This is a genomic window from Marinobacter alkalisoli (assembly GCF_045449795.1).
GTDB lineage: Bacteria > Pseudomonadota > Gammaproteobacteria > Pseudomonadales > Oleiphilaceae > Marinobacter.
Genome location: NZ_JBJJLB010000016.1, coordinates 729,432 through 744,672, shown reverse-complemented (window position 1 = coordinate 744,672; position 15,241 = coordinate 729,432). Strand labels below are relative to the sequence as shown.

At 57.6% G+C, this 15,241-nt stretch carries 16 protein-coding genes; 2 read left to right on the top strand and 14 right to left on the bottom strand.

The window, feature by feature from the left end:
* Positions 1–89 precede the first annotated feature (89 nt).
* From ACJO3M_RS07980 to ACJO3M_RS07970, 3 genes are all read right to left on the bottom strand, one after another.
* Positions 90–1,148, bottom strand: coding sequence for a quaternary amine ABC transporter ATP-binding protein (locus ACJO3M_RS07980; protein ID WP_407000844.1), 1,059 nt, complete (start codon positions 1,146–1,148; stop codon positions 90–92).
* 11 nt (positions 1,149–1,159) lie between these two features.
* On the bottom strand, positions 1,160–2,194 hold the full coding sequence (locus ACJO3M_RS07975; protein WP_407000843.1) for an ABC transporter permease: 1,035 nt from the start codon (positions 2,192–2,194) through the stop codon (positions 1,160–1,162).
* A 100-nt stretch (positions 2,195–2,294) separates the two neighbouring features.
* A complete protein-coding gene (locus tag ACJO3M_RS07970; RefSeq protein ID WP_407000842.1) occupies positions 2,295–3,260 on the bottom strand; it encodes an ABC transporter substrate-binding protein in 966 nt (321 codons plus the stop codon).
* A gap of 229 nt (positions 3,261–3,489) precedes the next feature.
* On the opposite strand from ACJO3M_RS07970, the gene ACJO3M_RS07965 reads away from it, so the two are divergent.
* Positions 3,490–4,248: a DUF2182 domain-containing protein gene (locus ACJO3M_RS07965; RefSeq protein WP_407000841.1), complete on the top strand. Its 759-nt coding sequence runs from the start codon at positions 3,490–3,492 to the stop codon at positions 4,246–4,248.
* Positions 4,249–4,279: 31 nt separating this feature from the next.
* On the opposite strand, the gene ACJO3M_RS07960 is transcribed toward ACJO3M_RS07965, so the two are convergent.
* The 10 genes from ACJO3M_RS07960 to ACJO3M_RS07915 form a co-directional block, all read right to left on the bottom strand.
* Positions 4,280–5,083: a methyltransferase domain-containing protein gene (locus ACJO3M_RS07960; protein ID WP_407000840.1), complete on the bottom strand. Its 804-nt coding sequence runs from the start codon at positions 5,081–5,083 to the stop codon at positions 4,280–4,282.
* Positions 5,084–5,111: 28 nt separating this feature from the next.
* Entirely contained in the window at positions 5,112–6,740 is a 1,629-nt protein-coding gene (locus ACJO3M_RS07955) for a tetratricopeptide repeat protein (RefSeq protein WP_407000839.1), read from the bottom strand.
* A gap of 189 nt (positions 6,741–6,929) precedes the next feature.
* Positions 6,930–7,250 carry a hypothetical protein gene (locus ACJO3M_RS07950; RefSeq protein ID WP_407000838.1) on the bottom strand — a complete coding sequence of 107 codons (321 nt, stop codon included), beginning with the start codon at positions 7,248–7,250 and terminating at the stop codon, positions 6,930–6,932.
* 53 nt (positions 7,251–7,303) lie between these two features.
* Entirely contained in the window at positions 7,304–8,377 is a 1,074-nt protein-coding gene (locus ACJO3M_RS07945) for a class I SAM-dependent methyltransferase (RefSeq protein WP_407000837.1), read from the bottom strand.
* 92 nt (positions 8,378–8,469) lie between these two features.
* Positions 8,470–9,177, bottom strand: coding sequence for an aspartate/glutamate racemase family protein (locus tag ACJO3M_RS07940; protein ID WP_407000836.1), 708 nt, complete (start codon positions 9,175–9,177; stop codon positions 8,470–8,472).
* 97 nt (positions 9,178–9,274) lie between these two features.
* Positions 9,275–9,673, bottom strand: a complete 399-nt coding sequence (locus tag ACJO3M_RS07935) for a DUF4399 domain-containing protein (protein WP_407000935.1) — start codon at positions 9,671–9,673, stop codon at positions 9,275–9,277.
* Between the two features lie 283 nt (positions 9,674–9,956).
* Entirely contained in the window at positions 9,957–11,243 is a 1,287-nt protein-coding gene (locus ACJO3M_RS07930; RefSeq protein WP_407000835.1) for a cation:proton antiporter, read from the bottom strand.
* A gap of 79 nt (positions 11,244–11,322) precedes the next feature.
* Positions 11,323–12,051: a hypothetical protein gene (locus ACJO3M_RS07925; protein ID WP_407000834.1), complete on the bottom strand. Its 729-nt coding sequence runs from the start codon at positions 12,049–12,051 to the stop codon at positions 11,323–11,325.
* Positions 12,052–12,309: 258 nt separating this feature from the next.
* On the bottom strand, positions 12,310–12,678 hold the full coding sequence (locus tag ACJO3M_RS07920; RefSeq protein ID WP_407000833.1) for a hypothetical protein: 369 nt from the start codon (positions 12,676–12,678) through the stop codon (positions 12,310–12,312).
* 24 nt (positions 12,679–12,702) lie between these two features.
* Positions 12,703–13,431, bottom strand: a complete 729-nt coding sequence (locus ACJO3M_RS07915; RefSeq protein WP_407000832.1) for an SGNH/GDSL hydrolase family protein — start codon at positions 13,429–13,431, stop codon at positions 12,703–12,705.
* 148 nt (positions 13,432–13,579) lie between these two features.
* Here ACJO3M_RS07915 and ACJO3M_RS07910 point away from each other — a divergent pair, with 148 nt between their 5' ends.
* Complete coding sequence (locus tag ACJO3M_RS07910) at positions 13,580–14,557, top strand: tetratricopeptide repeat protein (RefSeq protein WP_407000831.1); 978 nt, start codon at positions 13,580–13,582, stop codon at positions 14,555–14,557.
* Between the two features lie 112 nt (positions 14,558–14,669).
* On the opposite strand, the gene ACJO3M_RS07905 is transcribed toward ACJO3M_RS07910, so the two are convergent.
* Entirely contained in the window at positions 14,670–15,125 is a 456-nt protein-coding gene (locus tag ACJO3M_RS07905) for a methyltransferase family protein (RefSeq protein ID WP_407000830.1), read from the bottom strand.
* Positions 15,126–15,241 lie beyond the last annotated feature (116 nt).

Sequence of the window (15,241 nt, the reverse complement as noted above, 5' to 3'; positions counted from 1 at the left end):
GGGTGCGATTTCTGAAAGTCAACCATTAGGTTGAATGTTTGATCGTTACGGAAACAAAGGAGATGCGGCGTTAACGGAGATCGGGTTGGTCAATACTGGGCCCGGTCGTTGCCCTCCGCGGCATCCGTGGGCACCAGCGCTTTCACCAGCTCTTTCATGTCGAGCACGCCCACCTGTTTGCCTTTGCGCATCACCCGGTAGGTATGATTGGTATCACCTTCGGACATGGCAATCACCGATTCCAGGTTATCCCGCTCGGAAATATCGCCGGCGCAGTCTTCCGGCGCTTCGGTTGTTTTTTCCATGATCGAGCGAACCCTGAGCACCCGGGCGCGGTTGATGTCGCTGATAAAATCGATGATGTAAGGATCGTTGGGGTGCATCAGAATGTCCTGGGGTTCGCCCTGCTGGACGACGTAGCCGTCCTTGAGGATCACCAGGTGGTCTGCCAGTTTCAGCGCTTCGTCCAGGTCGTGGGTGATGAAAACAATGGTCTTCTCCAGCTCGCCCTGAAGTTCCAGTAGCAGGTCCTGCATGTCGGAGCGGATCAGCGGGTCAAGGGCGGAGAATGCCTCGTCCATCAGCATGACCGGTGAATTCGATGCCAGCGCACGGGCAATGCCCACCCGCTGCTGCATCCCGCCGGACAACTGATGCGGGTACTGGTTCTCGTTGCCCTCCAGGCCCACGCGGGCGAGCCATTTCTTGGCCTCAGCTTCAAAATCCTGAACCGTATGACCGCGCACCAGCAGGGCCATGCCGGCGTTCTCCAGCACGGTCTTGTGGGGGAGCAGGGCAAACTTCTGGAACACCATCGACATCCGTTCCCGCCGCAGCTTGCGCAGCTTGTTTTCGTCGAATTTCAGCACGTCTTCGCCGTCGACCTGAATTTCTCCAGCGGTTGGCTCGATCAGGCGGTTGAGATGGCGTATCAGAGTGGATTTGCCGGAGCCGGACAGACCCATGATGACGGTAATCTCGCCTTCGCGAATGTCCACGTTGATGTCCTGGAGGCCTAGCACATGGTTGTGCTTATCCAGTAACTCGGCCTTGCCCATGCCCCGGCGAACGTAGGCAAGGGCAACGTCGGGGACGGGGCCGAAAATCTTGTACAGGTTCCGGATGGAGATCTTGATATTCCGATCCACAATTCGCTCCCTTACTGTTTCTGTGAGGCGTTAATACGTGCCAGCGAAGCTTTGGTCACCCGGTCGAGGATCACCGCCAGAATCACGATGCCAAGGCCCGCGACAAGCCCGACGCCAAGCTCCAGGTTGCGAATGCCCTGCAGCACCAGTACGCCAAGGCCCGGCGCCGATACCAGGGAAGCAATCACCACCATCGCCAGACTCATCATGATGGTCTGATTTACCCCGGCCATGATGTTGGGCAGGGCGAGCGGAATCTGGACCTTGTAGAGCTTCTGCCGGCTGGTCATGCCGAACGCATCGGCGGCCTCGATTACATCCTTGTCCACCAGGCGAATGCCCAGGTTGGTGAGGCGGATCACCGGCACAATGGCGTATAGGATGATGGCAATGCCGTACAGTTTGGATTCGGTCACGCTGAACAGGAAAATCAGCGGAATCAGGTACACGAAGGGCGGCAGCGTCTGCAGCATGTCCAGCACTGGAATCGTCAGCCGCTGCATCATGTCACTTCGGGACATGGCGATGCCTATGGGTACACCGAGAATTACGCACAGGAAGGCACAGACGAAAATGATGGCCAGTGTCTGCATCGCGTATTCGTAATAGTCGATAAACGCCAGTAAAGCCAGGCTGACCGCAACAAACACGACCAGCTTCCAGGACTTGGAAACCACGAACACCACCGCCAGCAGTATCGGGATCACGATCCACCAGGGCGTGTTGAGCATGCCGTAGAGAGCGCCGTCGAGGAACCAGCTCAGGGGTTGGGTCAGCGGGTCGAGCACAATGCTCATATTATCCTTGATCGCCAGGAAGCCTTCCTCCAGGCCCTTGGTCAGATCCCTTGATTGTGGAAACGAGGCGCAGGATTCATTGAGCGCGTCCATGGAAGGAAAGGGCAGTTCCCAGAGGGAGTCCGGTTCGGCGTCGGTGCCCCTGGTTTTCTTCAGCAATTCCGCCATGGACAGCGGAGCATCGCTTGTGTCTTCCGCGCACCAGTCTTCAAGTCCCAGTGAGGAAAACAGGAAATCGTAGGTAGCCATGTAGGTTCAATGTCCCCTGAGTAGTCAGGATTGTGGCGCAGCACAGGGTCGCCGGAACGGACAGAGCCAGCGTTCCGGCTCTGTCCGTCAGGTCCGGTTATTATTCCAGTACAGCAGCGAGGCGTTCCCTCGCAGAGTCATTCAGCCAGCTGGACCACTCGTCACTGTTGTTGTTCAGGAAGTGAACCGCCGCTTCTTCCGCAGAAGCGTTGCTCTCATCCATCCACGCCAGCAGTGCGCTCATGGTATCGGTCTTGAACGTCAGTTTACTGAGCATTTCGGCCACCTCGGGTTCGCGTTCCTTGAAGTCGGTGGTGACAGACGTCAGCACGGGTGCTGCCGGAAACTCGGAAACGCCGGGGTTATCGGCATCCTGAGTCTGGTTGCGGGTATGGACGTCGGGATCGTATTCACCCAGCTCGACGCGGGTCATGTCATACTTGCCGAGGGGAACGGTTGGGCCCCAGTAGTAGCCGAACCACGGTTCTTCATCCTGCACGGCAGATGCCATGGACGAGGCCAGTGTTTCGCCGGACCCGTGGTTGAACACCTCAATGCCGGAGGATTCCAGATCAAGTGCCCGGATCAGGTTATCACTGACCACACGGCAGCCCCAGCCGCTTGGGCAGTTGTTGAAGCGGTTGTCCACCAGCTCGGGGTTTGCCATGACGCCTTCGATGGTGGTCAGTTCCGGGTGCTTTTCCGCCAGGTAGGTGGGAATCCACCAGCCCTCAACGCCGCCGGGATCAAGCACTTTCCCCAGGCGTTCGACCTTGCCCTGCTCCTCCAGTTGCAGGTAAGCCTCACCTGCGGAGTTCAGCCACAGCTCGGTAACAATGTCCGGCTCACCATTTTCGGCAACGGACGTGACCGCCGGAACGGTATCGGATGGCACAACGGTGACATCGCAACCATAGCCCTGCTCCATGATGAACTTGGCAACGCTGGTCACCACGGTGTTGGAGGCCCAGTTCATTTCGGTGATGGTAACTTCACCGCAATCCGCCTGGGCGAGGGCGGGAACGGATAGCGCGCAAAGCATTGCAACAGACGTTAGCTTTCGCATGGTTGGTCCTCCTTTTTGGGGTGGAGAGTGCAGCAAAAAAGCTGCGGGCGAAGTCCGGATGACCTCGCTGGAAGTGAAAACTGCTGGTAAATCGACCGCTGAAATAGACCGAAAATAGTGTTAACCCTCGGTTAATACCTATATTCAAGAATAACGCTCCAGACTTGAGTTACAAGTCTGTAGTAGAAATTGATGTTAAATCTGGCCGCACATCAGAAAGGAGAGGGCGGTGTCGTACGCTGACCAAAGTGTCGAGCGCCTGCTTCACAAAGATCGAAGGGTCGTGCTGGCGCTACTGATTGCCGTGACCCTGGCCAGCTGGGCCTATCTGCTGGCCGGTGCCGGCATGGATATGTCGGCCATGGAGACAATCACCTGGTCGCCCGGCTACGCGGTGGTCATGTTTTTCATGTGGTGGATCATGATGATCGCCATGATGCTGCCGGGTGCCACCCCCATGATCCTGCTGTTTGCAAGCGTAAACCGACGCCAGCGGGAGCAGGGCAGCCCCTATGTACCCACATCCCTGTTTACCGCAAGCTACCTGCTGGCCTGGGCCGGGTTTAGCCTGGCGGCCACACTATTGCACTGGGCTATCCATCAGGCCGGTCTGCTGATGCACATGGCGGTAACCAGTGAACTTCTGGGAGCAGGAATACTGATCACCGCCGGAGCCTATCAACTGACCCCCCTCAAGCAGGCCTGCCTGCGACACTGCCGGATGCCGGCCATGTACATTGCGACCCATTGGCGACCGGGCCCCCGGGGAGCGTTTATCATGGGCCTGCAACACGGCGCGTTCTGTCTGGGATGCTGCTGGGTGCTGATGCTGCTGCTTTTTGTTGGTGGTGTGATGAACCTTTACTGGATCGCCGGGCTGGCGATCTACGTAATGATCGAGAAGACCATTTCCACCGGCAACTGGCTCGACTACGGGCTGGGTGTGATACTCATTGCCGTTGGGGGATGGTTGTTGGTGCAGCCTTAGCCATGGCGGGTCTTGCTCTGGACCCGACGACTCAGGTCTTCGTCGCGGTGATGAAATGGACGGGCACCCTGAAGTCCACAGCCCCGTGTGAGGTCTGAAATGGCTCCAGTTCCTTGCTCGCTTCCTGGACCACTGCCTCAATCGCATCTTCGCCGAGCTCTATTCCCGCGAAGGGGAACCAGCCCCGGACATCCGAAAGCACCATGTTCCTGACGCTGTCAAAGTGCGCTGTGCCCTCGTGGGTGATAATCACCGGGGCCTGGATGCCCGCATCGGAGAACAGCTGGGAAAGCCGGTCTGTATCGCCCATCGAAAACGGGATCTGAAGTGCGTTGCCCACCCCAGGGTCGACAAGGCGCTCAAAGATGCTTGCCATGGTTGCGTAGGCCGGCAGTTTGTCGAGGGAATCGAAAACCGCCACCGCCAGGTGACCACCGGGCTTTAACACGCGTTTCATCTCCCGGAGCGCGATGTCCGGGGCGGAGAAGAGCATCAGCCCGAACTGACTGACCACGGCATCGAACTGGTCGTCTTCATAGGGCAGCGCCTCGGCAGAGCCTTCGCGCCAGTCAATGCCCGGGCAGTTGCGCCTGGCCACCGCCAGCATGCCCGGATTGATGTCGACACCGGAGACGGCTCCGTTCTGACCGACACGTGCAGCAATCGTTCGGGCGAGTATGCCAGTGCCACACGCAACATCCAGTACGCGTTGGCCCGACCGGATTTCCGCGGCATCCGCCAGCCGGTCTGTCCACTGCTCGAATAATGCGGGGGCCAGCAACTGCTCGTAGGCTTCCGCCACCTTTTCGAGTTCCTGAACGCTTAAGTGACTCATGGAATGTCTCCTCCCATTCCGATGGATACTAAGACCTCCCCGCCAGCGTCTTTATTAGATCGATCGAGTCACGCTCGGTTCCCGGCGCGGCTTCCAGCAACCGACGGGACCACAGCGCTGCGGACTCGCTGTCCCCGGAAGCATCGGCCGCGCGGGCAGCCCCTTCCAGGGTGTGATAGCGTTGCGGCCAGGTTTGATTGGACTGCTCGTAAGCGGCCAGGGCTTCGCTCGGGCGATCCAGGGCAAGCAGCAGGTCGCCAAGCGACTCATAGGGAGGCAGCAGGGCACCAGGCGTAACCGGGTGCTTTTCAACAGTGGCTTCCATTTCCCCAGCATACCGCATCAGATCGACGGCACGCTCGGAGTCACCCTTCGCCTTTGCGATCCAACCGGCAAGAATCAGACGATCCACTTCAAGGTAGGTCGAGAATCGCTGATCGGCGGCGGAACCGGCACTTGCGACCAGTGCCGCCAACTTCTGCTCCGCCTCCAGGGCGGTGTCCAGATCACCGGTGTGGACCGCGCCCAGCCCGCGGGCAAACCAGCTCAGGCCATCAGGCCAAGGAAACTGGTCCCAGGCAATATAGTCCACAGCCCGCGGGGTAATGGCGGCAGCGGCTTTCCAGTCCCGCGTTTCAACGGCCAGCCGTGCCGGGATGGAAGCCAGGTGGTAGGCGCCGGGGAAATTCCCCTGGTGAGGTCCATTGGCCTGTGCGGTTTCCCAGACTTCCCTGGCAGCGTTGTCCTCCCCACGCTGGAGATGACCGTAGACCAGGTAATCCAGGGCGTGGATGTAGTGGAACGACGTCGCGCCATCGACCTTGTGATCAACCGCAACGTCGGCGGACCGGCGATTCCATTCGATCATACTTGGCCAGTCACCAAGCCTGACGTAAATGTGCGAGGGCATATGCAGGGCATGGGGTACGCTGGGAGCAATCTCTGTATACGAATCAACGATTTCAGTCGCGTTTGCAGCGCGACCATCGGCATCGGTGGCGTGGATAGAGTAGTGAACCGCCCCCGGATGGGTGGGTTCGGTTTCCCAGGCGGCCCGCAGAATACCTTCAGCTTCATTGTGCAGCGCTTTCCGGTCCTCGGCGGACAGTGCGAGTGTCAGGCGAGACAGCGCGTACAGCGTGGCGACGTCGAGATCTTCTGGGAAGGCCTGATAGGCCTTTTCCATGCCCTTGATCCAGCCAGCCAGGCGTTCCCGGAGCTGATCGGTATCGGGCTCGAAGAACGCCGCAGTGGCCTCGATCAGAAGCCGTTCCCGCTCAGTCTTGGCCGATTCACGGGCTTTCTGGATCACCTGGCGACCCTGTGTGATATCCCCCGCACTTGGCGTGGTGCCCCATAGCGGCTGGAACAGAGTGGTGGCGACGCCCCAATAAGCCATGGCACAGCCGGAATCGGCCTGGGTAATGGCCTCAAACTCGGCTCGTGCCTGGGTGTACATCATGTGATGCATCATCCCCAGCGCGTGATCAACATCAGCGCGTACATCGTCATTGCAGTTGGCCTGGAAATCAATCGTGCCGATGGTATCTCCGGCACTCGCCGAATGACTATCGTTCATGGATTGTTCATCGGCCAAAGCAGGAAGGGTAAGGCTCAGGGTAGCGGCAACAATCGCTATGCGAAAAGTTGTGTTCATGACAGGACTCCAGTGGACCGTAGTGCTGGTGGAGCCGGCATGTCATACGCCGGTCAGCTACCGAGAAAGCACCGTCAGCAGCTGGCCCTGCATGCGCAGCTTGTAACTAAGAAATTACTCCTGTCGTGGGCGTTTTTCCAGAGGGATTGCTTAAGGTTTTGATGCGTTGAAAAGCTAACTATAACGGCTCTATTTATTGGAATAGGACTCAGGCACAAAAGCATAGGCTTGCCTTACCTGGTGCATAATCATCATCGCCTCCTCTGCTTCCAGACCTATTTTCATCAACTGTGGCATAACCAATCTGCCGACCTTTGAGGTATCCGGTCTAGTGATCTTATACCTGACAAAAACCTGCGCTATATCTTCCGGGGTAGCGTTTCTGTCTTTCCGGATGAGCTGGCCGATGTCATTGGCGCAGGACTGTTTCGCCGGGTCTTTGTTCCGGTTACTGCGGAAGGCCAGAAACACCAAAACGATGAATACAGCAGCTACGAACAAGTACTTCATATCCCGAACCTGGTCTTTTTGAATGGAAGTCGCGAATTTCGGGTTAGTACCCTTTAGCCCCGTGAGGCAATGAAGTAGTTATTGAAGATATCGCCCTCAACCTGTTTGACTTCAACCTGGGTAAATCCTGCTTCTGTCAACATTTGTCGCGCGGTCTGTTCGCCCCACATCGCGCCCAGGCCCGGTCCGTTGAGCCCCATCGACACTGGCACACAGTGCATGCAGGAAATCGTATACATGAACGGCCCTGCGGGGAAGTCCAGGTTCTCGTGGACCTTGCTGGATGCCCCAAAATCAACCATCAGAAATACGCCCTGGGGCCGCAGCGCCTGGGCAATGCCCGTCAACACCCGAGCCGGTTGCGCCTGGTCGTGGATTGCGTCAAACGCAGAGATGAAGTCAAACCGGTTTTGGACGTCCAGCGAACTTGCGTCACGCAACTCGAATTGCGCATTGGTCAGTCCAAGTTCCTGCGCTTCCCTGCGTCCTTCACGAAGCCCTTCTTCGGAAATGTCGTAACCGACAAACTGGCTTTTGGGAAACGCTTGCGCCATCAGATTGATTGCGTGTCCACACCCGCATCCGACGTCGGCCACCTGGATACCGGCCTGCAAACGCTCAACCAAACCGGGCACAATCGGCAGCATCGAATCAACCAGGGCGACATCATGAATGGCTGCGCTGTCTTCCGCCATCAGTTGATGAAATCGTGGGTAGGCAGAGTAGGGCAAGCCTCCGCCATTGCGGAAACGCTCGAGGATGGATTCCTCGACTTGCGCCAACAGGGGAATGAACTGCGCCGGGCGAGCCAGATTGTCGGGCCCGGCGCTTCGGGTCAGCGTGGCGGCATGCTCGGGCGGCAATGAATACGTCGCGTTCTCCGGGTCATAGTCAATCACCAGCCCGGTCACCATCGCGCCGAGCCATTCGCGCACATAGCGTTGGTTCAACCCCGCCACTTCTGCGATCCGTTTGTCCGTCGAAGGCGGTAAATCCGCCATGATATCGAACAAGCCGATCTGATGACCGATACTTGCCATCTGTGCGAGGGCGGCGTGGTTGAGAACGTCCAGCATGTGCCCGGCGAAGGCCTCTGCTTTTGCATAATCAAGCGTTTGACTGCTCATGGGGAACCTCCTCATGCCAGGTCTTGATCTACGAAGCAGGACAATTCATACCCGGGACCTGGCCTTTTCAATCAGGGTAGCCCATTCCGGGGCTATTCGGACTGAACCTGAGTTCCCAAAGCAAGCTGGACAGCGTAATCCGCATGGATTTCCGTGGTGTCGTACAACTTCACCGCTGTATCCGCTTCCTTGATCAGCAGCCCGATCTCGGTACAGCCCAATATGACCCCCTGGGCTCCGCGATCAGCGAGGGAAGACACTACCTCAAGGTACGCCGCCTTTGAGTCAGGGTTGATCACTCCCCGGCACAGTTCCTCATAGATAACGGAATGAACAACGTCTCTCTGGGCTTCGTCGGGCACGATAACGTTGATGCCGCGCGCCTGGAGCCGTTCCCGGTAAAATGCCTGCTCCATCGTGAACCTTGTGCCAAGCAATCCCACGGACGTGACCCCATCCTTGATGAGAGCATTGGCGGTGGCATCCGCGATATGGAGGAGGGGAATAGAGACAGCTTCTTCGATTTGGGCGGCAACCTTGTGCATGGTGTTGGTGCAAATGACGAGAAAATCCGCACCAGCGGATTCCACTGAGCGCGCTGCCGCGCCCAGAATCTCAGCCGTTGCGGCCCAATCGCCCTGATGCTGAAGCGTCTCAATCTCTGCAAAATCCACGCTGTAGAGAACAAGCCTGGCGGAATGCAGGCCACCTAGCTGCTCCCGCACTTTTTGATTGATTAACCGGTAATAGGTCTGGGTTGATTCCCAGCTCATCCCGCCGATCAGTCCGAGTGTTTTCATTCAGAACCTCCGTGTTAAACGTTTTCGCCACCAAATGTACTGTAGTGCACGACCTCCGGTTCAAGTTCCCGGAGAGTTTTCAGACACTCAATGTAGATTATTCCACCGTAATGGTGATCTTTTCCGACATAACCGGTGGCTGGTGGGGCACGTGCATGTAGTCGCCCAATAGCAACTGCAGGGTATGTTCACCCGGCTCCAATTCCAGCTCGGTACTGGTCTGGCCTCCGCCGAAGTGAATAACCTGATCCGTCGACGGCAACGGCGCATCCATGGGTGGCAGAGTATCCACATCGACCAAGAGATGGTGATGGCCGGTATTTTCCTTGTCAGTGCCTGCCTTGGCGACCTCCATACCTTCCAGGCCGAATTCCACAGTCACCGGACTGGTGACGGAGTCCCCGTCCCCTGGGCTGAGTATGGTGACTTCCGCATTTGCCGGTGCGCTCGCGCGCTCAGTGGTCGGGTTTTCGGTCGCTCCTTCGCTTTCAGTCATAGCCGCCTGGTCCTGCGCCATGGGATCTTCTTCCTCACGGCTATCGGAACAGCCTTGCAGCAAAATGCCGGTGGTGAAGAGAATACTGATCAGCGAGATTTTTAACGGTGCATGCATGGCGAATCCCTCCTTGTGCCATCGATGACTTGGGAAGAGCCAGCGCTTCAAATGACGACGGCTGGCCCATGTTTGATACTACAAGCAAGATAACAAAAAGCTAAAGATAAAAAACTGTGTGGTCAGGATCCACTCACAAAGGCATCGCCCTTCGCCGTCATGAAATCTACGGCCACCATTTCAGGATGATCGGCCTGACGGTTAGCCCATGGATGATGATCGAGAGCACGACAACAACCAGCGTAATGTGGATGAACTCTACGTCCACCTCTTCCGGCAAACCAAAGACGATTGCGAACATCAGGTAATAGATTGAGCCGATGCCACGCACGCCGAACCAGCCGACCAGCATCTGCAGCCTGAGGGGCGTTCCAGAACCAAGCAGGCCGAGGAAGACGCTGACGGGGCGAACAACCAGAAACAGGAACAGCGCCAGGCCGACTGCTCTGAAGCTCCAGGAGTCAAGAAACAGCATCCCGCCCAGCAACACAACGAGTACCAGCTCAGACAGCCGCTCCAGCGGTTCCTTGAAAAGCAGGGAACCTTCGGACACCTGCGGGCTATACTGCGGCGTCTGCATTGCGGTGTGAGCCGAAGATTCCGGTACCGCGTGTGCGTTATTGCCGGGCGCGTCCATACCCGCCAGCTTGAGTTCTGTTTGCCGAAGCGATATAGCCGCCACAAACACCGCCAGAAATCCCCAGGCCTGGAGCGCCAGGCAGACACCATAGACCACACCGATCAAGCCCAGCCCCAGAAAGTCGTCCAGCAATGGGCCCTCGCTGTCCAGAAGACGCTGCTTCTGGACAATTCGCGCCAACAACTGTCCCAACACCAGCCCGACAACCAGCGCAGACAGCGTCGACCACAAGACGTCCTTCAGCACCCAGGCGCCCAGCAGTTCGGCACTGGCCGGAGCGTTCATCAGAGCCAGTCCCAGCATGATGAACGGGAAGGCACTGCCATCGTTCATGCCGGCTTCACTGGTCAGGGTGAATCGTAACGGGTCCGTATCGCCCACGTGCCGAACCTGAACCTCCGTTGCCAGCACGGGATCGGTGGGCGCGAGAATGCCGCCGAGCAGGATTGCCGCGCCGAGAGGCAGGGCCAGCACGTAATGAGCAAACGCTGCGGTCAGGGCGACACTGATAGTCATGGACAGGAAGGCAAGTCGCACCGGAGCGCGCCACTCCCGCCAACGGAATGGCAGCGGCATTTTCATGCCGGCAATGAACAGTGACACCAGCACCGCAACTTCGGCGAGCACTTCCAGCAAATGCGCTTCTTTGAGGGGATTGAAATGGAAGGCCCCAAACACCGTCGGCCCGAGCACTACCCCAACCGCCAGGTAAACCATGGGCTGTGTCAGATTGAAACGCTGCAGAATGGATGACCGCAAACCCATCATGATCAACAGGCTTCCGATCAACACAAACCAGACGGCGATGGTCAAGGTGGTTCTCCGATCCAGGGCCAGTTCAGACGTTATCCTATCCTGAGACCGGTCCGCGAGGGTAAGTCAAAAAGCACCATTAACCGAATAGGATATCCGTTAGACCTTTACGCTTACCTTTATCGTCATCGTCATCGCCGTTGCTATCATCACCACTGCCGTCATCAGACCCGCCATCGCCAGTGCTGTTATCACCACCGCCGTCATCAGTACCGCCAGTACCATCGTCGCTTCCTGAGCCATCATCCTCCGGAGGTGTCGGTGCCGGGGGAATGGACTCAAGGTTTCCGCTAGAGATCAGGTTTACAAATGCCTGATAGCTATCCACATTGGACATGTTTCTCACCGCGGCTGAAAAAGCATCAAGCAGCTGGTCCACGGCATCGTTGATCTCGAAGCTGGAATGGAAAGGATCAAACCCGTCGTCCGGCAGGTTATAGTTTGCCCCCCGTAGCGCGCCCAGAAACTCCTCCTGGGCCTGGCTCAGGCTACCAACGGCCGAAGTGCGCTCATCTTGTTCAAACCAGTCCATTGGCGCCCTGGACGCGGACAGGGCAATAATCAGATCCGTAAACGGGGTGATGTTGATATTGCCTTCCGAGTCGGCATAGCTGTGCAGGATTTTATCCTCGCCTTCTCCAGTAACTCGCAAGGAACAGGGTAAAGAAGACGCCTCCACTTGCCCCAGAAACCCGCCGGAATCATCGGTGGTTACGGACTCAATAAAGCCTTCCCCTCCGTCACAGCGTGCATCAACCGGCGCGTTGGCAATCGGGGCGCCAACAGCGGCCCGCCCGGAAAGTGCCACTAGCTGATCACCGGCCACATCACCTGAATCGTCCGAAGAAGGTCCCGAAGGGCTACAACCATGCAATGCGACTGCCAGAGCCAGGAGTCCAGCCCTCTTTGATATCCATGTCATGGTCAAACCCTCTGTCAGCACCCGACATGAGAGTTGCAGGCAAAATGAACGCCACAGGGTAAGAAGTTTCGTGAAAACAGAGTGGGGGAAAGCGGGATTAGAGCCTGTTATTGCGAGATTGTAAAATTTGCCGACACAATAAACCTACCGTGCCTTGTTACCCCGTGCTCCCGATCTGGGTGGCTGGACACGAATGACCATGCTGTCGCCGTAAGTTTCGTCCAGATCGGTATGGATCGCGGAAAGCACCTGTCGCCACGCCAGATCCACGTCGCTGTCCTTTCTGATTACTGTGCGCAATGCCTCATTGGCCTGTTCGATTTCGCTGGAAGACATGGTGTGATGGACTTGGGTCGGATCACTGCCGAAATACCTGATGCAATGCGCACGCAGTTGATCCGTTAACTGAACCATCGCATCAAAACCACGAAAAACGATCAGCTCACCCCGATAGAGTCTGGTATTGCGCTCGGTCTCGGGCAGGGGCGTTGCCAGTTGATACAAAGCGGACATGGCCCGGCACCTTTTCAGGATGGGTTATGGGGCCGGCTGATCCGGGAACCAGTCTTCACAGGCCAGAACCTCCGCAATGGCCCGGTAGCCCTTGTCACTTGGATGATAGCCATCGCTGGCCAGAAGCGAAACATCAGTGATTGCCGGGTAACTCCGGTACTGGAAATCCCCGGGCGCCTGCCTGGCCAGTTGTTCGTAGACCCGGTTCAGCTGCCGGGCCCGCCACCCCATGATTTGCCGGAGCGGGGAGGGCAACGCCGTGAACAGGTGCATGGGCGGCACACTCAGCAGGCAAATCGGCCCCGGGTAACGGGAGGCAAGCATCTCGCGGAGTGCGAGTAGTTGCCGCCGGAACCGATGCCTGGGGGTAAAGCTGGTGGTGTCATTGACGCCCATGCTCAGCAGCACCACGTCCGCCTGCGGTAATTCCATGCTGGCCAGTATCTGGTTGAGTTGTCCCATACGAATGCCGTTGACGCCGAAGGTGTGCCAGGCAATGGTTTGGCCTGTACGCTCACGCAGTTGCAGTGCCAGCTGGCTCGCAAGGCCCTGCTCATGGCGAGACGCGCCCACGCCAGCCGCGGTGGATTCGCCGAGGACCAGAAAACGTATATCCGGCGTACCCTCACCGTACTGGCCGCAGGGGGAACCCTGGGCTTCCGGCAGCCGGGGCGTATGCTTCCGGGCGCGCTTGCCCTGGTACAGCAGGACCGGGAAGAGTAGGGCGGTGGTTAACCAGAAGGGTAGGTGCATGGGATTCCCGTTGGGTTTCTTGCCATTTACAAAGTAACCATACCTGTTTTCCCGGATCAGAATTGGCGTTTATTCAAAGGGTGCCGAAATCTGGGCCAATGGGGGGCATTCTTTCCTGTGGTGGAATTGCCCAAACCACGGAGTAAAAATGATGCTAAAAAAAGCCCTGTCTCTGGTCATCCTTATCATCGCGAGTGCCCAGGTTTTCGCGGAACAGGCCTGGCAACCCTACCCGGAAGATCTCCAGTCTTTCAACTACACAGAACAGGACCTTGCTGAACATTGGCAGGACCTTACTGACGGATTTCGTGGCCCTCTGCCAACGTCAGAGAGCCTTCGTGCAGACGCTGAGCGTTGGCCCGAAATGTACGACTTCACGGAGAATCATCTGCAAACGATCGCCCGCTCCCATCCGGATCTGGCATCGCTCTCGGAAGGCGAGCTGAGCAATTCCTTCGATGCCTACGCCCGAGAGTTACGCCGAGCCTGGGCGCTGCTGTTCAACGGCCAGTTCCGGGAAGCGCGGGACCTGGGCCTCGCTCTGGGGCCGGCCGGTTACTTTCCGGGGCTTTATGCCCAGTCCCTCTACGCAACGCTGATCGAGAGCGATGAGGACACGCGCAGGCAGCTTCTCAAAGAGGTCATCACCCTGACCGAGGACATCATGCCCATGGCGCCTGACCACCCGATGATCCGGTTTGGCAACGCCTATGGCAAGGCAAGGATACTCGAGAACCTGTCCGCCTCCGAGGCCTTGGGAACTGGCTATACCTCAGAAGTTATCGATACTTTGGAAGCGTTGCTTGAAGACGATCCTGACAATATCTATGCGGTGACATTATTTGGTGGCGTACAGTCCGGCATCATCGAAAAAGCCGGAAGCCTGATTGCCCGGATGACCTACGGCGCAAAAGAATCGTCGATGGAAGACCAGTTCAACAAGGCCATGCGGTTATCGCCGGACTATCCGGGCGTGTACTACGAATACGCCCGGGCAAAAATGAAAATTGATGAAGAGAAAGAAGCGCTTGCCCTGTTGAAGAAAACGGAGGGGATGACTGCCATAAGCGCCGAAGAGGCCCTGCTGCTGGAGGCGTCAAACCGCCTTCGGCAATCGTTGGAGTAAAACGGGGCGGATCCTCTCGGCACTCATAACATCCCGCTTCCTCCAGCAATGCAGAGGCTATGCCTCTTCTGGAGGCACCCGGCGCTGTATAGTTGCGAAAATTCACTGTGAATCACAGCCAGCGCCGAACACGTTGCTCATAATCCAGGAAGGTATCCCCGAACAGGTCTCGCAGCGCTCGTTCCTCCGGAGCGATCTGGAAGCGGTTCATGTACATCACAAAACCCACCACGCCGAGAAATGCCCAGCCAGAGCCCAGGAAAATAGCCCAGGCCAGCAACCATAGCGCAAACCCGACATACATCGGATTGCGGGAATACTGGTAAACCCCGGAACTGACCAGGGCGGAGCTGGCTTCGGGCGTGCGTGGATCCACAGTGGTCTGGGCCTGCCGGAAGGCGAAGACGCCGGCAACCGGGAACAGGGTGCCCAACACAACCACGGCGACGGCTATAACGTTCAGTATCGCGCTGCCTATGCCGAGGGGCGGCGTGGAAGAAGCGAGACCCCACATGGCCGCGCCGAAAATAACCACCAACAGCAGGGGAGGGATGCGTTTTTCCAACATGGTCAATCCAGCGCCTTTTCATGTGAATCAATTCCCGGACCGGAGCTCGCTTCAGGAATGGCAGCTACAGGAGGGGGCTGTCCTCAAGCTCCGTGTACCGGGGTAAACCATCCGCG